Raw genomic sequence first — 16,735 nt, forward strand, 5'->3', positions numbered from 1 at the left:
CGAGCAGCTGCACCCCGCCCTCCGTCCGTCCTTCGAGGCCGTGCTCCAGCGCAACCCCGGGGAGCCCGAGTTCCACCAGGCCGTGCTGGAGGTGATGCTGAGCCTCGCGCCCATCGCCGACAGCCGGCCCGACTACACGCAGTGGTCGATCCTGTCGCGCATCTGCGAGCCGGAGCGGCAGATCATCTTCCGCGTCCCGTGGACCGACGACGACGGCGTCGTGCACATCAACCGCGGCTTCCGCGTCGAGTTCAACTCCGCGCTCGGCCCGTTCAAGGGCGGACTGAGGTTCCACCCGTCGGTCAACCTGAGCATCATCAAGTTCCTGGCCTTCGAGCAGGTGTTCAAGAACGCGCTGACCGGCATGCCCATCGGCGGCGGCAAGGGCGGCTCGGACTTCGACCCCAAGGGCCGCTCGGACGCCGAGATCATGCGCTTCTGCCAGTCCTTCATGACCGAGCTGTACCGGCACATCGGCGAGTACACCGACGTCCCGGCTGGTGACATCGGCGTCGGCGGCCGCGAGATCGGCTACCTGTTCGGCCAGTACAAGCGCATCACCAACCGCTACGAGTCCGGCGTGCTGACCGGCAAGGGCCTGTCCTGGGGCGGCTCGCAGGTGCGCACCGAGTCCACTGGCTACGGCACGGTGTTCTTCGCCGCCGAGATGCTGGCCGCCCGCGACGAGTCGCTCGAGGGCAAGCGCGTCGTCGTCTCCGGCTCGGGCAACGTCGCCACCTACGCCATCGAGAAGGCCCAGGCGCTCGGCGCCACCGTGGTGGCCTGCTCGGACTCGGCCGGCTACGTCGTCGACGAGGACGGCATCGACCTGGCGCTGCTGCGCGACGTCAAGGAGGTGCGCCGCGAGCGGCTCACCGCGTACGCGGACGAGCGTCCCTCGGCCACGCACGTCGCCGACGGCTCGATCTGGGACGTCCCGTGCGACGTGGCGCTGCCGTGCGCCACGCAGAACGAGCTGGAGGCCGAGCACGCCCGCGTGCTGGTGAAGAACGGCGCGCGTCTCGTCGCCGAGGGCGCCAACATGCCCTGCACGCCGGAGGCCGTGGCGGTGTTCCGCGACGCCGGCGTCGCGTTCGCTCCTGGCAAGGCGGCCAACGCGGGCGGCGTCGCCACCAGCGCGCTGGAGATGCAGCAGAACGCGAGCCGTGACTCGTGGGCGTTCGGCTACACCGAGGACCGGCTGCGCTCGATCATGCGCGACATCCACACGTCCTGCGTCGAGACGGCGGCCCGCTACGGCGAGCCGGGCAGCTACGTCATGGGTGCGAACCTGGCCGGCTACACCAAGGTGGCCGACGCGATGGTCGCCCAGGGCGTCATCTGAGCCGCCCGGAGGTCGATAGCATCGGCGCCATGACACGGGTCGCGGTGCTGGGAGCCAAGGGACGCATGGGCACGGAGGCGGTCAAGGCCGTCGGTGCCGCCGACGGCCTGGAGGTCGTCGCCGAGATCGGGTCGGGCGACCCGCTCGAGGCCATCGTCGAGGCCGGGGCCGAGGTCGCGGTCGAGCTGACCCGCCCGGACGTCGCCATGGAGCACGTCCGCTTCTGCGTCGAGCACGGCATCCACGTCGTCGTCGGCACGTCCGGCTTCGACGACGCCAAGGTGGCCCAGGTGCGCGAGCTGCTGGCCGACCACCCGGGCGTCGGTGTCGTGGTGGCGCCGAACTTCTCGATCGGCGCGGTGCTGATGATGCGCTTCGCCGCGATCGCCGCGCCGTTCTTCGAGTCCGTCGAGGTGGTCGAGATGCACCACCCGGACAAGGTGGACGCGCCGTCGGGCACCGCCGTCCGCACCGCCGAGCTCATCGCCGCCGCGCGGCGCGAGGCCGGCTCGGCGTCGCTGCCGGACGCGACCCGCACCGACCCGGACGGCTCGCGCGGCGCGACCGTCGACGGCATCCCGGTGCACGCCGTGCGCATGCGCGGCTTCACCGCCTCGCAGGAGGTGCTGCTCGGCGACCCGGGCGAGATCTTCTCCATCCGGCACGACTCCTCGCACCGGGAGTCGTTCATGCCCGGCGTGCTGGCCGCCGTCCGCGCCGTGCCGCAGCGTCCGGGCGTGACGGTCGGCCTGGACTCGATTCTCGGGCTGTAGCCGCTAGAACAGCAGGCGCACGACGGCCGCGACCAAGGCGGCGCCGACCACCACGGGCAGGAACGACATCCTCAGCGCGAGCATGCCGGCCGCCGCGAGCAGCGCGACCGCGCGCGCGTCCAGCACGAGGTCCGACCCGTCGGCCAGCACCTGCACCGCCACGAGCGCCCCGAGCAGGGCCACGGGGATGAGGTCGGAGACGCGCCGGGTGAACGGGTGGTCCAGGACGCGCTGCGGGACGGCCAGTCCGGCCAGCTTGAGGGCGTAGGTGCCGACGACGAGCACGCCGATCGCGAGCCAGAGCGTCACGCGGCCCGCTCCTTCTGCGTCAGCAGCCCGACGAGGACGGCCACCGCGCCGCCGGCGATGATCGGGACCCCGGCGGGGGAGAGCGGCACCAGGCCGGTGGCGACGGCGGCACCGACCAGCGCGACCGAGCGCGCGTGCCACGTGGTCAGGCGGGGCCACAGCAGCGCCAGGAACGCGGCACCCACCGCGGCGTCGAGCCCGTACGTGCGCGGGTCACCGATGGCCTCGCCGGCCAGGGCCCCGAGCAGCGTGAACAGGTTCCAGAGCACGAGGATGCCGACACCCGTCCACCAGAACGCCACGCGGGCTGACCGGGTGTCGTCCTGGCCGAGCGCCATCGCCGTGGACTCGTCGATCACCACGTGGGCCGCGGGCAGCCGGGCCGCGCCGCGCAGCCGCAGCAGGGGAGCGAGGCTGATGCCGTAGAACGTGTTGCGGGTGCCCAGGAGGAGCGCGGTCAGGGCACCGGCGAACGGGTTGCCACCGGACGCGACGACGCCGATGAACGCGAACTGCGACGCCCCGGTGAACACGAGCAACGACAGCAGGCAGGTCTGCAGCACGTCCAGGCCGGACGTGACGCCGATGGCACCGAACGAGATGCCGTAGGCGCCCGTCGGGACGGCGACGCCCAGCGAGTCGGCGATGATCCGGCGGTCGGTCGGCTCGGTCATGCCGTCACCGCCAGGGGAGGGCGCTCGCTCATGCCGTGAGCGCGGTGTGCAGCCGGACCTGGCGCAGTCGGGCGCCGCCGGGACCCTCGAGCTCGCGGAACGCGCCGTCGGCGGCCCAGCCGGCGCCGAGCGCGAACGCCCGGACGTCGTCGGCGGTCGACGGGATCCACCAGGTCGCGCGGGTGAAGCCGTCGGCGACGAGGGTGTCGGCCGCGGCCTGCAGCAGCCGCGAGCCGTGGCCGGCGCCGCGGTGCTCGGGCGACACGACGAGCTCGCCGAGCTCGCCGTCGGCGACCGGGTCGGCGTCCGCGTCCTGGGCCGGGTGGAGCAGGGCGTAGCCGCGCAGGTGGGGTCCCTCGGTCGCGACGAGCACGCGGGCGCGGGCGTCGGCCGGGCGGGCCAGCACCGACGCCCAGGGGCCGGCGAGGTCGTCGGCGGTCAACCCCACGAGCGCCGGCCCGAGCGTGTCGCCGTAGTCGTGGCGCCACGCGGCGAGCTGCAGCGCGCCCAGCACCGGGGCGTCGTCGGGCCAGGCCAGCCGGGCACCCAGGTCAGCGTCCACGGGCGCGAGTCTCCCACAGCCCGTCGGTCCGCTGTCGTAGCCTGGGCGCCATGCGCGCGTACCTCGACCTCGTCCAGCGGATCCTCGACGAGGGGGTCGAGAAGTCCGACCGCACGGGCACCGGCACGCGCAGCGTGTTCGGCCACCAGATGCGCTTCGACCTCACCGAGGGCTTCCCGCTGGTGACGACCAAGAAGATCTACACGCGCGCCGTGTTCGCCGAGCTGCTGTGGTTCATCGCCGGCGACACCAACAACAACACGCTGCGCGAGCAGAACGTCACGATCTGGGACGAGTGGGCCGACCCCGAGACCGGCGACCTCGGCCCGGTCTACGGGGCGCAGTGGCGCTCGTGGCCGACCCCCGACGGCGGCCACGTCGACCAGCTGGCGAAGGTGATCGCCGACCTGAAGGCCAACCCCGACTCGCGCCGGCACATCGTCAGCGCCTGGAACGTGGCCGAGCTCGACAAGATGGCCCTGGCCCCGTGCCACGCGTTCTTCCAGTTCTACGTGGTGCCGGCCGTCGACGGCGGACGTCCGCGGCTGTCGTGCCAGCTCTACCAGCGCAGCGCCGACGTCTTCCTCGGCGTGCCGTTCAACATCGCGTCCTACGCGCTGCTCACCCACATGGTGGCCCAGGTGTGCGGCTACGACGTGGGTGACTTCGTGCACACCTTCGGCGACGCCCACCTGTACCTCAACCACCTCGACCAGGCCCGCGAGCAGCTCACGCGCGACCCCCGTCCGCTGCCGACGCTGCACCTGGACCCGGCGGTCACCGACATCGACGGGTTCACGCTGGAGTCGATCACGCTGGAGGGCTACGACCCGCACCCGGCGATCAAGGCGCCGATCGCCGTATGACGGTCACGATCGTCGTCGCGGTCGGCCGCAACGGCGTCATCGGACGCGACGGCGGCATGCCGTGGCCGCGCACCGGCGACATGCGCCAGTTCAAGGAGCTGACCTGGGGCCACCCGGTCGTCATGGGCCGGGCCACGTTCGAGTCCATCGGCCGGCCGCTGCCCGGACGCACGTCGGTCGTGCTGACCCGGCGGTCCGACTGGCAGCCGGGTCACGACGACGTCGTCGTGACGCACGACCTGCGCGAGGCGCTCGCCGCGGCGTCCGCCCTCGACGACGAGGTGTTCCTGGTCGGCGGGGCCCAGGTGTACGCCGAGGCGCTCGAGGCCGGGCTGGTCGACCGCATGGTCGTGACCCACGTGCCGCTCGAGCCGGAGGGCGACGCCTCCCTGGCGCCGATCGACGCGGACGTGTGGCGCGAGGTCGGGCGCACGTCCCACACGGGCACGCCCGACTACGAGATCGCGACCTACGAGCGGCGCTAGCGCAGCCGGCCGGACGACCCGACCTGCCAGATCGCGACGCCGCGGACGCCCGCCGCCCGGGCGACCTGCTCGCGGGCCCGCAGCGACCGGCGGTCCGACCACCAGATCGTCCGTCCGCCGGGCAGCCGCGCGTGCCACTCGGCGTGCTTGCGGCTCCAGCGCGCGCGGTCGCCGGCGAGGCGACGGGCCTGCGGCACGGTGAGGGTCCCCGCTCCGCCGCCCCACTGGTAGCCGTAGGCGGCGACACCGAGGTCGACCTTGCGCCGCGGCACGCGGCTGACCAGGAAGCGCAGCTCGGAGCGCACCCACCGCACCGAGCCGATCGTGCCCGGTCCCGACCAGGTCGGGCCGTGCTGGTCGTAGGCCATGAGCACGACGCGGTCGAGGCTGCGGGCGAGCCGTCGCAGGTCGTAGCCGCGGGCGCGGTAGCCGGCGTCGTCCGAGGACGCCATGACGGCCATCGACAGCGAGGCGCGGCGGGGGAGCGCCTGGCGCAGCTCGCGGGTGAACGCGACGAGGCCGGCCGTGTCGCGGGGCGCCAGCGACTCCAGGTCGACCTGGACGCCGTCGAAGGCGCGGGCCCGGCGCACCAGGCTGCGGACGACCGCCGCCCGGTTGCTGCGCGACGACAGCATGCGGTATGCCAGTGCCTCGTCGAAGTCGCCGAGCGCGTCGGTGTAGTTGGAGACCAGCAGCACCGCCTTGCGGTCGTGGCGCTGCGCGGTGCGGCGCAGGGCGTGCGCCTCGCGGCTCACGGATGTCACGGCGCGGGGACCGTCGAGCACGACGCCGTCGACGCCGATGGTCCGCAGGTAGCGGCCGTCGCGCGTGACGTCGGCGGGACGGGTGTCGCCGGCCAGGGCGTACCCGGTGACGTCGAGCCGGCGGGACGCGCTGGCGTCCGCCGCGTACGCCGGTGCCAGGAGGGCGACGGAGACGAGCAGGGCGACGAGTCGGGGCGCGCGGGTCACGGGCCCAGTGAACACGAGCGCTGCCGTCCGCGTCCGCCCCACTCCCGGGACGTCGCGCAGGTCACCGTCGGTGCGGCTCAGGCGTCGCCGTCGTGGCTCTCCTGGGTGGTGCGCTCGGGACGCTCGGGCAGCTCCGCGTCGATGACCGGGATCTGCCCGGTCACCCGGGCCGCGCGGGCCTCGGCGTCGGCGTCGCCGGTGAACAGCCCCTGCGGCTCGCTCTCGTGCTGCGGGCCGCGCGGCGTGACGGACCGCTGCACGTTCTCGACCCGGAAGCGGGGCAGGCCGGCTCCGTGGTCGCCACCGATCCACTCGACCATCCGCTCACGGACGTGGCAGCGCAGGTCGAACAGGGTCGGTGCGTCCTGCGCGCTGACCAGGATGCGCACGCGCACCCATCCGTTGACGGCGTCGGTCACCTGCAGCACCTTCGTGCGTCCGTCCCACAGGTCGGTGTCGGCCAGGACGGTGTCGAGCTGGGCGCGCATCTCGTGCGGGGAGACGCCCCAGTCGAGGTCGAGCTCGACGGCGCCCAGCAGCTCGGAGTGCTTGCGGGTCCAGTTCTGGAACGGCGTGGTCGTGAAGTAGGTGGACGGGAGCACGAGCCGTCGGTCGTCCCACAGCCGGACGACGACGTAGGTCAGCGTGATCTCCTCGATCCAGCCCCACTCGTCCTCGACGATCACCGCGTCGTCGAGCCGGATGGAGTCGCTGAACGCGATCTGGATGCCGGCGATGACGTTGGCCAGGGTCGACTGGGCGGCGAGACCGGCGACGATGGACAGCACGCCGGCCGAGGCGAGCACGCTGGCTCCGATGGCGCGGACCCCGTCGAAGGTGAGCATGACCGCACCCAGGGCGACCACGACGACGGCGGCGACGGTGAGGCGACGCACCACCTGCATCTGGGTGCGGGCCCGCCGGGCGAGACGGTTGTCGGCCACGTCCACGTCGTACCGGTTCGCGCCGGAGTCCTCGATCAGCAGCAGCACGCTGGCGACCAGGCCGGCGACGGCGAGGATGGTGAGGATCTGCAGCGTGTGCCGGATCAGCTCGTCCCACCGGTACGTGTAGTCGATCTGCGGCATGGCCGTGCGCACCGCGATGGTCACCGCGATGACCAGGACGAGCAGCCGGAACCACAGCTTGGAGCGCCGCTCCAGCTGCCGGGCCACCTCCCACCGGCGTCCGCCCAGCTGCACCACCACCTTGGCGGCGACGATGACGATGCCCGCCACCAGCAGCGCGACGGCCAGTGCCCTGACGAAGTCCTCCCATGCGTCGGTCATGGTTCCCATCGTGGCAACCGGACGGTGAGACCTCGACTCGAGCGGACTAGAGCAGGATGCCGAGCTGCCGGCTCTGCGCCAGCAGGTTGCCGTCCTCGTCCCACAGCTCGCAGTCCTCCTCGTGGTAGCCGCCGGCGACGTGCCGGGTGCTCACGACGGTGGCGACCCACGGGGTGACCGGGACACGGTGCAGGTGCACGGTGAGCTGCACGGTCACCGACCCGCCCGGGCTGACCTCGAGCACCGGCGGCGGGCACGAGTCGACCAGGAAGGCCAGGGCGTACAGGTCGGGCACGCGCTCGCCGGCCATGCGCTGCCAGAGCCGGTAGGTGGGGTCGCCGGCTCCGCCCGCTCCCTGGTGCGGCATCCGGTACTCGACCCGGTGCATCAGGCCCGCGTCGGGACGGGCGTCCGCGAACGGGTCCAGGCAGTCCTCGGGACGGGGGAGGGCCGGCGGCGCGCCCAGCTCCAGCGAGGTGCCGACCCGGTCGCCGTAGCTGGCGGTCACGTGGGCAACGGTCCGGTCACCGCAGACGAGCTCGGCCGTCCCCGTGCTCAACCGCCGGCCCGCCTTCAACGCCGACGTGCGCAGCTGCGCCGGTCCCGGACGGGCCGGGCTCAGGTACGAGATCGCGGCGACGAGCGGCTGGTCCGAGCCCAGCTCCTCGCCCAGCCCGCGCAGCATCGTGGCGAGGACGTACCCGCCGTTGGGCGTCCCGACGGGCGTGTTCCAGCGGTCGGTCACGGTCAGGTCGCGCACGCCGTCGCCGCTCGGCACGGAGGCGGTGTCGGTGGGGTAGAGGTCCTCGGTCACGTGCGACATTGTGCAGCAGGTCACGCGGACGCCCGCGCGTGGCGACGCGACGCAGCCCGGACGGCCCGCAGACGGTAGCCTCGTGCCCATGACCTCGCCGTTCGCCACCGACGCCGCGCCGTTCGGGCGCGTGCTCACCGCCATGGTCACGCCCTTCACCGTCGACGGTGAGCTCGACCTGGCGGCGGCGCAGAAGGTGGCGACCCACCTGGTCGACCACGGCAACGACGGCCTCGTGGTCAGCGGCACGACGGGGGAGTCCCCGACCACGTCCGTCGACGAGGACGGACGCCTGCTGGCGGCCGTCGTCGAGGCGGTCGGCGACCGGGCCACGGTGGTCGCGGGCGTCGGCACCAACGACACCCGCCACTCGGTCGCGCTGGCCGAGCAGGCGGCGAAGGTCGGCGCCGACGGCATGCTCGTGGTCACCCCGTACTACTCCAAGCCCCCGCAGCGCGGCATCGTCGCCCACGTCGACGCCGTCGCGGCGGCCGGCGACGGGCTGCCGGTCATGCTCTACGACATCCCCGGACGCACCGCGACCACCATCGCGCCGGAGACGTACGTCGAGCTGCGCCGCAACCCGGCCGTCGTCGCGGTGAAGGACGCCGTCGGCGACCTCGACCGCGGGGCGCGGATCATGGCCGAGACCGGCATCGTCTACTACTCCGGCGACGACCAGCTGACCCTGGGCTGGCTGGCCTACGGCGCCGCCGGCACGGTGAGCGTGGTCGGCCACGCCGCCGGCGAGCAGTACGCCGAGATGGTCCGGGCGGTCGATGCCGGTGACCTGGCCTCGGCCCGTGCGGTGCACCAGCGGCTGTCCCCGCTGGTGACCGCGATGATGACTTACACGCAGGGCGCGATCACGGCGAAGGTCGCGCTGAACCTGCTCGGTGTGCTCGACCACACCACCATGCGCCTTCCCTTGCCCGACGCGAACGAGGAGGAGGTCGCCATCGTGCGTGCCGGCCTCGTCGCGTCCGGGCTGCTCGAGAGCTGAGGAGCTCGTCTTGACCCACCTGTACACCGATCTGACCACCCCGCCGCCGCTGCCGGAGGGCGCCCTGCGCGTCGTCCCGCTGGGCGGCCTGGGCGAGATTGGCCGCAACATGACCGTCTTCGAGTACGGCGGCAAGCTGCTGATCGTCGACTGCGGCGTCCTGTTCCCCGAGGAGCACCACCCGGGCGTCGACCTGATCCTGCCCGACTTCGCGCCGATCCGGCACCGGCTCGACGACGTCGTCGGCGTCGTCCTGACCCACGGCCACGAGGACCACATCGGCGGTGTCCCGTACCTGCTGCGCGAGCGCGGCGACATCCCGCTGGTCGGCTCCAAGCTGACGCTGGCGTTCGTCGACTCCAAGCTGCGCGAGCACCGGCTCAAGGACGTCCCGAAGCACGTGGTCGTCGCCGACGAGACGCTGTCGCTCGGCCCGTTCGACCTGGAGTTCGTCGCGGTCAACCACTCCATCCCCGACGCGCTCGCCGTGGCCATCACCACCGGTGCCGGCGTCGCGCTGCACACCGGCGACTTCAAGATGGACCAGCTGCCGCTCGACGGCCGCATCACCGACCTGCGGGCGTTCGCGCGGCTGGGCGAGCAGGGCGTCGACCTGTTCCTCACCGACTCGACCAACGCCGACGTGCCCGGCTTCACCACCGCCGAGCGCAACATCGGCCCGGCGATCGACGCCGTCTTCGCCAACAGCAAGAAGCGCATCATCGTCGCCTCCTTCGCCTCGCACGTGCACCGCGTGCAGCAGGTGCTCGACGCCGCCGCCAAGCACGGCCGCAAGGTCGCCTACGTCGGACGCTCGATGGTCCGCAACATGCAGATCGCCCGCGAGCTGGGCTACCTGCACGTCCCGGACGGCGTCGTGGTCGACAAGCTCGACGCGGCCCCGCCGGAGAAGATGGTGCTGATGAGCACCGGCTCGCAGGGCGAGCCGATGGCGGCCCTGTCGCGCATGGCCAACCGCAGCCACCAGCAGGTCAGCCTCGAGCCCGGCGACACGGTGCTGCTCGCGTCCTCGCTCATCCCGGGCAACGAGAACGCCGTCTACCGGGTGATCGACGGCCTGACGAAGCTCGGCGCGAACGTCGTGCACAAGGGCAACGCGCTCGTGCACGTCTCGGGCCACGCCTCGGCCGGCGAGCTGCTCTACTGCTACAACATCGTGCAGCCGTCGAACGTCATGCCGGTGCACGGCGAGATCCGCCACCTGCACGCCAACGCGAAGCTGGCCACGCAGACCGGCGTCCCCAACGTGGTCATGGCCGAGGACGGGTACGTCGTCGACCTGGTCGACGGCCACGCGTCCGTGGTCGGTGCGGTCGAGTGCGGCTACGTCTACGTCGACGGCTCGTCCGTGGGCGACCTGACCGAGACCGAGCTCAAGGACCGCCGCGTCCTGGGCGACGAGGGCTTCGTGTCGGTCGTCGTCGTGGTCGACTCCACGACCGGCAAGATCATCACCGGCCCCGAGATCCACGCCCGGGGCATGGCCGAGGACGACAGCGTCTTCGACGAGATCGCGCCGAAGCTGGTCGCCGCGCTGGAGCAGTCGATCGCCGACGGCGCCCGCGACGAGTACCAGCTCAAGCAGGTCCTGCGCCGCACGCTCGGCTCGTTCGTCGGCCGCAAGCTGCGTCGCCGCCCGATGATCCTGCCGATCGTCCTCGAGGCCTGACCCGGTGAACCGCCTGCCGCCGTGGGCGCGCCTCGTCGCGGCCACGGCGCTGGGCGGCGTCGTGGCCTGGGTGACGGTGCACCTGGTGTTCCGCGCCTCCGAGGGCACGTGGGCGCCGACCCGCTCGTGGGTCGTGTTCACGGTGTTCTTCGCGGTCTTCGGCCTCGTGCTGGCCGTCCTCGAGGAGCGCCGGCAGCGCCGGGAGCGTCACGGACGCTCCTGAGCGAACTGTTACGCGTCCGAAACCTCGGGTCGTCCCGCCGTTCACACGCGTTCCCTACCGTCGATCCCAAGATGGGGCCGGCACCAGGGTCGGTCCCGATGGATCGCAGCAGTCCCGGCCGGCGCCGGATCGGTGGGTCACGCACGCACCGTCCGGTCGCCGGCCGTGACCGTCCGCGGCCTGAGGGGGCGGTCGTGAGCGTGGAGGTGCTGCTCGCCTGCTCGCCGGCGCCGACGACCCCGGTCGAGCGCGCCGCGCTGGCCGGCCTGGCTAACGCGGTCCGGCGCGAGGAGCCCGGGCTGGACGTGCGTCAGGTGGTCGTCTCGGGTCCGCTCGCCGACTCCCTGCCCGTGCTGGACGTGCCCGCCGTGGCCGTCCCGATCGGCCTGTCGCCCCAGCGCGACGTCGTCCGGGCCCTCGCCTCGGCCCGGGCCCAGTCCCCGCGACTACGGCTCGCCGCACCGCTGGGCCCGGACTGGTCGCTCGCCGAGATCGGCGTCGAGCGGCTCATCGCGGCCGGAGCCCGCAAGGGCGACACCATCGTGCTGGGCGTCCCCGGCTCCACCGAGGGCCAGGAGCTGGCCGCGTTCGCCCGCGCTGCGCGCCTGCTCAGCGCCGTCTGGGGCGGCCGCGTCCACCTGGGCTCGCTCACCGGCAGCGACACGTCCCTGCCCGACGCGATCGACATCGCCCGCGCCTACGGGCGTCGCGTCGTCGTCTCGTCCTACCTGCTCAGCGGCGGGCCGCAGCTCGGCGCCCTGCGAGCCTGCGGCGCGGACCTCGTGACCGCGCCCTACCTCGACGGCGGTCCGCCCGACCCGCGGCTGGCCGGCCTGGTGCTGACCCGGTTCGAGCAGGCCCTGGGACGCTCGGCGCTGGCCAGCGACCCCGGCGCCTGAGGGCGGGACTCCCGAAGTCCCGGGCCTCGACGGGCGTGTACGGACGCCCAACTCTCGACTCTTGCTTTAGGCTTGCGCCCATGGCGACCCGTACGTCTTCCCCGCCGCGCAAGCGGCCGTCCGGCAGCCAGGCCCGCAAGCGACCCGCGAGCAAGAAGCCCGCGGCGCGCAAGCCGGCGGCGCGCAAGCCCGCCGCCGCGTCCGGTCCTGGCCCCCTCGTGCTTGCCCTGGGCGGCCTCGGCCGCCTCGTGCTCGCGTGCTGGACCGGCCTGGCCGCGCTCGTCGGCACCATCACCCGCAGCGTCGGCCGCAGCGCCCGCGACCTGGACCCCGAGCAGCGTCGTGACGGCATCGGCCTGGCGGTCCTCGCCCTGGCCATCGTCGTCGCCGCCTCCGTGTGGTGGCACATCCCCGGCTTCGTCGGCCGCGCCGTCCGTGGCGCCACGATGGGCAGTGTCGGCGTGCTCGCCTGGGCCGTCCCCGTCGCGCTCCTGGTGCTGGCCTGGCGCACCATGCGTCCCTCGCAGGAGGAGACGCCCGCCGGACGCACGCTGCTGGGCTGGTTCTGCCTGGTCGGCGGACTGCTCGGCCTCGTCCACCTGGCGCACGGCGTCCCGCGCCCGTCCGACCACGACGCCGAGGCGATGCGCGAGGCCGGCGGTGCGATCGGCTACCTGGTCTCCGCCGTGCTGGTCGACCTGCTCAAGTCCCCGTGGGTCGTGGCGCCCATCCTGGTGCTGCTCACCGCCTTCGGCGCCCTCACCGTGCTCAACACCCCGCTCTACGCCGTCCCGGCTCGCCTCGCCGCGGGCCGCGACCGGCTGCTCGGCCGCTCGGCCACGCCCGCCGCGGACGTCCCCGAGCCGGTCGCCGAGGAGAAGCCCGCCCGCAAGCGTCACCCGCGCACGCCGGCGCCGGTCGACGAGGTATACGAGAACCCGCTGGTGGAGGACCCCGACGACGTCGCGGCGGGCCAGAGCGTCGAGCCCGCCGCAGCGCTGGCCGACGTCGAGTCCGAGGTGCTGGTCACCGAGGAGCCGGCCAAGCCGGAGAAGCCGTTCGAGCCGATCCCGCCGCGCACCGAGCAGCTCGCGCTGTCCGGCGACATCGTCTACAACCTCCCCGAGCCGACCATGCTGCGCGAGGGCACCCCGCCCAAGGCGCGGTCGGCGGCGTCCGACGACGTCGTGAAGCGGCTCACCGAGGTGCTCGAGCAGTTCCAGATCGACGCCGCCGTCACCGGCTACACGCGCGGCCCGACGGTCACGCGCTACGAGGTCGAGCTCGGCCCGGCGGTCAAGGTCGAGAAGGTCACCGCGCTCACCAAGAACATCTCCTACGCCGTGGCCTCCAACGAGGTGCGCATCCTGTCGCCGATCCCGGGCAAGTCGGCCATCGGCGTCGAGATCCCGAACGTCGACAAGGAGATGGTGTCGCTCGGCGACGTGCTGCGCTCGGGCAAGGCCCGCGGCGACCACCACCCGATGATCGTCGGCCTCGGCAAGGACGTCGAGGGCGGCTTCGTCGTGGCGAACCTGGCGAAGATGCCCCACCTGCTGGTCGCGGGCGCGACCGGCTCGGGCAAGTCGTCGTTCGTGAACTCGATGATCAGCTCGATCCTCATGCGGGCCACGCCCGACGAGGTGCGCATGATCCTGGTCGACCCCAAGCGCGTGGAGCTCACCAGCTACGAGGGCATCCCGCACCTGATCACGCCGATCATCACGAACCCGAAGAAGGCGGCCGAGGCGCTGCAGTGGGTCGTGCGCGAGATGGACATGCGCTACGACGACCTGGCCAACTTCGGCTTCCGCCACATCGACGACTTCAACAAGGCGGTGCGCGCCGGTCAGGTCGAGCTGCCCCCGGGCAGCGAGCGCGAGCTGGCGCCGTACCCGTACCTGCTCGTCGTCGTCGACGAGCTCGCCGACCTCATGATGGTGGCCCCGCGCGACGTGGAGGACTCGATCGTCCGCATCACGCAGCTCGCCCGTGCCGCCGGCATCCACCTCGTGCTGGCCACCCAGCGCCCGTCGGTCGACGTCGTCACCGGCCTGATCAAGGCCAACGTGCCGAGCCGCCTGGCCTTCGCGACCAGCTCGCTGGCCGACAGCCGGGTCATCCTCGACCAGCCGGGCGCCGAGAAGCTGGTCGGCCAGGGCGATGGCCTGTTCCTGCCCATGGGCGCCAACAAGGCGATGCGCATGCAGGGCGCCTGGGTCGACGAGGCCGAGATCAAGGCCGTCGTCGCCCACGTCAAGGAGCAGCTGCAGCCCACGTACCGCGAGGACGTGACCGCCGCCAAGGAGTCCAAGCGCGAGCTGGACGACGACATCGGCGACGACATGGACCTCGTGCTGCAGGCCATCGAGCTCGTCGTCACGACGCAGTTCGGCTCGACGTCGATGCTGCAGCGCAAGCTCCGCGTCGGCTTCGCGAAGGCCGGCCGGCTCATGGACATCATGGAGAGCCGCGGTGTGGTCGGCCCGAGCGAGGGCTCCAAGGCGCGCGACGTCCTGGTCAAGCCCGACGACCTCGAGGACGTCCTCGCCTCGGTGCAGGTGGGATGAGCGTGACCTCGCTGCACGTCGTCGACGACCGCGGATCGGTCGACCCCGACCCGGCCTACGAGATCCATCGCCGTGGCCTGCTGTTCGTCACGCTCGGCGTGCTCTGCCTGGCGCTGGGCGCCGGCTTCGCGGTGCTGGCCCTCGAGGGCGAGGGGCCGCGTTGGTGGTACGGCGCCGCCGCGGCGCTCGTCGTCCTGGGCCTCGTGCACCTGGCGGCGACGGCGGACGCGCGCACACCGGTGCTGGTCGCCGACGACCTGGGCCTGCGGCTGCGGCAGCGCCGCTCGTGGGTCGGGCTGCCGTGGCGCGAGGTGGGCGACCTGCGCGTCGAGCCCCGTCACGGGCTGCTGCGCGACCCGCACGTCAAGGTCGTCACGCGTCAGGGGGAGCGGGTCTTCACCGTCCCGCTGGGGCTCGCGATGTCGTCCTCGCCGGCCGCCGCGCAGGACCGCCTGGCCCGCCTGCGCCGTACTGCCTCATACTGAGCGACGTGTCGTCCCCGCAGGAGAGCGCTCAGCAGCCGCCGAGCAACCTCAACATCGCCAACGCCCTGACCGTCGTACGGATTCTCGGCGTCCCCGTCTTCGGGTGGCTCCTGCTGGCCGACGGCGGCGAGTCGGTGGGCCTGCGGATCGCGGCCTGGGTCGTGTTCGTGCTCCTCATGATCACCGACAAGATCGACGGCGACCTGGCTCGCAGCCGCAACCTGGTCACCGACTTCGGCAAGCTGGCCGACCCGATCGCCGACAAGGCGCTCACCGGCATGGCGTTCATCGGCCTGGCGATCATCTTCGACAGCTGGCTGTTCTGGACCGTGACGATCCTCGTGCTCGTCCGCGAGTGGGGCATCACCGCGATGCGCTTCGCGGTCAAGAAGTACGGCGTCATGCCGGCCAGCCAGGGCGGCAAGCTCAAGACGATGCTGCAGGCGATCGCGCTCGGCGGCTACGTCCTGCCGCTCGAGCTGTGGGACAACCCCGCGGCCGACGTCCTGCGCTGGGCCACCCACCTCGTCATGGCGGCTGCGGTCGCCCAGACGCTCTGGACGGGTGCCGTGTACGTCCGCGACGCGATCACGCTGCGGCGCGAGGCCCGCGACCGCAGCGCCGGCTGACATGACGTCCGAGGTCGCCGAGCGCGTGGTGGCGCTGCTGCGGCAGCGCGGCGAGACCGTGGCCACCGCCGAGTCGCTGACCGGCGGACGCGTGTGCGCCGCCCTCGTCGACGTCCCGGGCGCGTCCACGGTCGTGCGCGGGGGAGTCGTGGCCTACGCGGCCGACCTGAAGGTCGGGCTGCTGGGCGTCCCGGCCGACCTGGTGGCCGAGCGAGGCACGGTCGACGCCGACGTGGCCGCCGCGATGGCCCAGGGCGTGCGCGACCGGCTCGGCGCGACCTGGGGCGTGTCGACCACGGGCGTGGCCGGCCCCGGCCCCAGCGAGGGCAAGCCGCAGGGCACGGTGCACGTCGCCGTCGCCGGGCCCGACGGCGTGAGCGGCGAGCTGCTCGCGCTGTCCGGCGACCGCGACGACGTCCGTTCCTCGACCGTCCTGGCGAGCCTGTCGTCCCTGGTCGCTAGGCTGGGGGAACATCTCGGCCCACGGACGGGTTGAACGAGACGATGACACCGGAGGTGCAGGCATGACGCTGATGCGACAGTTCGTCGGTGAGGTCCTGCGCGCCCGCCGGATCGCCCAGGGGCTGACCCTGCGCGACGTCTCGGCGAAGGCCCGGGTCAGCCTGGGCTACATCTCCGAGATCGAGCGCGGCCACAAGGAGCCGAGCTCGGAGCTGCTGGCCGCCCTCGCCGGCGCGCTCGACGTCCCGCTCTCCAAGGTGCTGGTCGACGTGAGCGCCCTGCTCGAGGTCGAGGAGGCCACCGAGCTGGCCAGCGTCTCGTCCATCGCCCCCGACGTCTCGATGTCCGCTGCTTGATGCGTCACAGCGAGTTCTGGGAGCGCATGGAGCTCCACCTGGGCGAGGCCTACGCGCACGTGTGGGCATCCACGCAGTCGCTCGGCGAGCTGGGCAGCCGCACTCCGATCGACGCCCTCGACGCCGGGGTCGACCCCAAGCAGGTGTGGCGCGCGGTGCACGCGAACCTGCAGCTCCCCGCGTCCGAGCGCTGACCTGGTCCACCCCGGCGTGTCGCACGTCGGTCGAACACGTGTTCGTGTAGCGTGAGGTCCACAGGTTGACGTCGGGAGGACGTCCTCCACAGACGGGTCGACGAGGCCCAGCATGTCAGTGGGTCCTCCTACCGTT

20 protein-coding genes are annotated in these 16,735 nt (G+C 72.8%); 14 read left to right on the plus strand and 6 right to left on the minus strand.

The genetic code is table 11. From position 1 onward, the window contains the following. The first annotated feature begins 7 nt into the window (after positions 1 to 7). Positions 8 to 1,345: an NADP-specific glutamate dehydrogenase gene (gene gdhA, locus HGAM_RS10280; RefSeq protein WP_038951728.1), complete on the plus strand. Its 1,338-nt coding sequence runs from the start codon at positions 8 to 10 to the stop codon at positions 1,343 to 1,345. A 29-nt stretch (positions 1,346 to 1,374) separates the two neighbouring features. Beyond that, positions 1,375 to 2,118, plus strand: a complete 744-nt coding sequence (gene dapB / locus HGAM_RS10285) for a 4-hydroxy-tetrahydrodipicolinate reductase (RefSeq protein ID WP_019145404.1) — start codon at positions 1,375 to 1,377, stop codon at positions 2,116 to 2,118. 3 nt (positions 2,119 to 2,121) lie between these two features. Here dapB and HGAM_RS10290 read toward each other — a convergent pair whose 3' ends face one another. From HGAM_RS10290 to HGAM_RS10300, 3 genes are read right to left on the minus strand one after another with little or no spacing between them, the layout of a single operon-like run. After that, entirely contained in the window at positions 2,122 to 2,427 is a 306-nt protein-coding gene (locus HGAM_RS10290; RefSeq protein WP_019145405.1) for an AzlD domain-containing protein, read from the minus strand. Then, on the minus strand, positions 2,424 to 3,101 hold the full coding sequence (locus tag HGAM_RS18785) for an AzlC family ABC transporter permease (protein ID WP_019145406.1): 678 nt from the start codon (positions 3,099 to 3,101) through the stop codon (positions 2,424 to 2,426). The genes HGAM_RS10290 and HGAM_RS18785 overlap by 4 nt, the downstream gene beginning before the upstream one ends. 28 nt (positions 3,102 to 3,129) lie before the next feature. Further along, the gene (locus HGAM_RS10300) at positions 3,130 to 3,663 is read right to left on the minus strand and encodes a GNAT family N-acetyltransferase (protein ID WP_019145407.1); all 534 of its coding nucleotides are present in this window, start codon (positions 3,661 to 3,663) and stop codon (positions 3,130 to 3,132) included. 50 nt (positions 3,664 to 3,713) lie between these two features. On the opposite strand from HGAM_RS10300, the gene HGAM_RS10305 reads away from it, so the two are divergent. Further along, on the plus strand, positions 3,714 to 4,529 hold the full coding sequence (locus tag HGAM_RS10305; protein WP_019145408.1) for a thymidylate synthase: 816 nt from the start codon (positions 3,714 to 3,716) through the stop codon (positions 4,527 to 4,529). Further along, positions 4,526 to 5,014 (plus strand): dihydrofolate reductase, encoded by a 489-nt coding sequence (locus HGAM_RS18790; RefSeq protein WP_019145409.1) that lies wholly within the window; start codon positions 4,526 to 4,528, stop codon positions 5,012 to 5,014. Before HGAM_RS10305 ends, HGAM_RS18790 begins: the two co-directional genes overlap by 4 nt. On the opposite strand, the gene HGAM_RS18795 is transcribed toward HGAM_RS18790, so the two are convergent. The 3 genes from HGAM_RS18795 to HGAM_RS10325 form a co-directional block, all read right to left on the minus strand. Then, positions 5,011 to 5,985 carry a glycosyl hydrolase family 18 protein gene (locus tag HGAM_RS18795; protein WP_019145410.1) on the minus strand — a complete coding sequence of 325 codons (975 nt, stop codon included), beginning with the start codon at positions 5,983 to 5,985 and terminating at the stop codon, positions 5,011 to 5,013. The two genes, HGAM_RS18790 and HGAM_RS18795, sit on opposite strands and share 4 nt — an antisense overlap. 77 nt (positions 5,986 to 6,062) lie before the next feature. Beyond that, positions 6,063 to 7,274 (minus strand): mechanosensitive ion channel family protein, encoded by a 1,212-nt coding sequence (locus HGAM_RS10320; protein ID WP_019145411.1) that lies wholly within the window; start codon positions 7,272 to 7,274, stop codon positions 6,063 to 6,065. A 46-nt stretch (positions 7,275 to 7,320) separates the two neighbouring features. Then, positions 7,321 to 8,088 (minus strand): thioesterase family protein, encoded by a 768-nt coding sequence (locus HGAM_RS10325; protein ID WP_019145412.1) that lies wholly within the window; start codon positions 8,086 to 8,088, stop codon positions 7,321 to 7,323. An 88-nt stretch (positions 8,089 to 8,176) separates the two neighbouring features. Between HGAM_RS10325 and dapA the strand changes: the two genes are divergently transcribed. The 10 genes from dapA to HGAM_RS10375 all read left to right on the plus strand — a co-directional run bounded on the left by dapA (position 8,177) and on the right by HGAM_RS10375 (position 16,599). After that, the gene (gene dapA / locus HGAM_RS10330; protein WP_019145413.1) at positions 8,177 to 9,091 is read left to right on the plus strand and encodes a 4-hydroxy-tetrahydrodipicolinate synthase; all 915 of its coding nucleotides are present in this window, start codon (positions 8,177 to 8,179) and stop codon (positions 9,089 to 9,091) included. A 10-nt stretch (positions 9,092 to 9,101) separates the two neighbouring features. Continuing rightward, positions 9,102 to 10,781 (plus strand): ribonuclease J, encoded by a 1,680-nt coding sequence (locus tag HGAM_RS10335; protein WP_019145414.1) that lies wholly within the window; start codon positions 9,102 to 9,104, stop codon positions 10,779 to 10,781. A 4-nt stretch (positions 10,782 to 10,785) separates the two neighbouring features. Continuing rightward, positions 10,786 to 11,004: a hypothetical protein gene (locus tag HGAM_RS10340; RefSeq protein ID WP_019145415.1), complete on the plus strand. Its 219-nt coding sequence runs from the start codon at positions 10,786 to 10,788 to the stop codon at positions 11,002 to 11,004. A gap of 194 nt (positions 11,005 to 11,198) precedes the next feature. Continuing rightward, positions 11,199 to 11,903, plus strand: coding sequence for a sirohydrochlorin chelatase (locus tag HGAM_RS18800; RefSeq protein WP_019145416.1), 705 nt, complete (start codon positions 11,199 to 11,201; stop codon positions 11,901 to 11,903). 80 nt (positions 11,904 to 11,983) lie between these two features. Next, positions 11,984 to 14,473 carry an FtsK/SpoIIIE family DNA translocase gene (locus HGAM_RS10350; RefSeq protein ID WP_019145417.1) on the plus strand — a complete coding sequence of 830 codons (2,490 nt, stop codon included), beginning with the start codon at positions 11,984 to 11,986 and terminating at the stop codon, positions 14,471 to 14,473. 2 nt (positions 14,474 to 14,475) lie between these two features. Beyond that, a complete protein-coding gene (locus HGAM_RS20785) occupies positions 14,476 to 14,958 on the plus strand; it encodes a hypothetical protein (RefSeq protein WP_049798234.1) in 483 nt (160 codons plus the stop codon). Between the two features lie 5 nt (positions 14,959 to 14,963). Then, the gene (gene pgsA, locus HGAM_RS10360; protein ID WP_019145419.1) at positions 14,964 to 15,587 is read left to right on the plus strand and encodes a CDP-diacylglycerol--glycerol-3-phosphate 3-phosphatidyltransferase; all 624 of its coding nucleotides are present in this window, start codon (positions 14,964 to 14,966) and stop codon (positions 15,585 to 15,587) included. 1 nt (position 15,588) lies between these two features. Next, positions 15,589 to 16,083, plus strand: coding sequence for a CinA family protein (locus HGAM_RS10365; RefSeq protein ID WP_019145420.1), 495 nt, complete (start codon positions 15,589 to 15,591; stop codon positions 16,081 to 16,083). A 28-nt stretch (positions 16,084 to 16,111) separates the two neighbouring features. Further along, a complete protein-coding gene (locus HGAM_RS10370; RefSeq protein ID WP_019145421.1) occupies positions 16,112 to 16,405 on the plus strand; it encodes a helix-turn-helix domain-containing protein in 294 nt (97 codons plus the stop codon). After that, entirely contained in the window at positions 16,405 to 16,599 is a 195-nt protein-coding gene (locus tag HGAM_RS10375) for a DUF3046 domain-containing protein (protein WP_019145422.1), read from the plus strand. Before HGAM_RS10370 ends, HGAM_RS10375 begins: the two co-directional genes overlap by 1 nt. The last annotated feature ends 136 nt before the right edge of the window (positions 16,600 to 16,735 follow it).

Origin of the sequence: Aeromicrobium massiliense JC14 (assembly GCF_000312105.1) — a bacterium.
Taxonomy (GTDB): Bacteria; Actinomycetota; Actinomycetes; order Propionibacteriales; family Nocardioidaceae; genus Aeromicrobium; species Aeromicrobium massiliense.

Excerpts from the sequence above, each read along its gene's own strand:
- dapB (WP_019145404.1), top strand. The coding sequence starts at position 1,375 with ATGACACGGGTCGCGGTGCTGGGAGCCAAGGGACGCATGGGCACGGAG.
- HGAM_RS18785 (WP_019145406.1), bottom strand. The coding sequence starts at position 3,101 with ATGACCGAGCCGACCGACCGCCGGATCATCGCCGACTCGCTGGGCGTC.
- HGAM_RS10305 (WP_019145408.1), top strand. The coding sequence starts at position 3,714 with ATGCGCGCGTACCTCGACCTCGTCCAGCGGATCCTCGACGAGGGGGTC.
- HGAM_RS18790 (WP_019145409.1), top strand. The coding sequence starts at position 4,526 with ATGACGGTCACGATCGTCGTCGCGGTCGGCCGCAACGGCGTCATCGGA.
- HGAM_RS10320 (WP_019145411.1), bottom strand. The coding sequence starts at position 7,274 with ATGACCGACGCATGGGAGGACTTCGTCAGGGCACTGGCCGTCGCGCTG.
- dapA (WP_019145413.1), top strand. The coding sequence starts at position 8,177 with ATGACCTCGCCGTTCGCCACCGACGCCGCGCCGTTCGGGCGCGTGCTC.
- HGAM_RS10350 (WP_019145417.1), top strand. The coding sequence starts at position 11,984 with ATGGCGACCCGTACGTCTTCCCCGCCGCGCAAGCGGCCGTCCGGCAGC.
- HGAM_RS10365 (WP_019145420.1), top strand. The coding sequence starts at position 15,589 with ATGACGTCCGAGGTCGCCGAGCGCGTGGTGGCGCTGCTGCGGCAGCGC.
- HGAM_RS10370 (WP_019145421.1), top strand. The coding sequence starts at position 16,112 with ATGACGCTGATGCGACAGTTCGTCGGTGAGGTCCTGCGCGCCCGCCGG.
- HGAM_RS10375 (WP_019145422.1), top strand. The coding sequence starts at position 16,405 with ATGCGTCACAGCGAGTTCTGGGAGCGCATGGAGCTCCACCTGGGCGAG.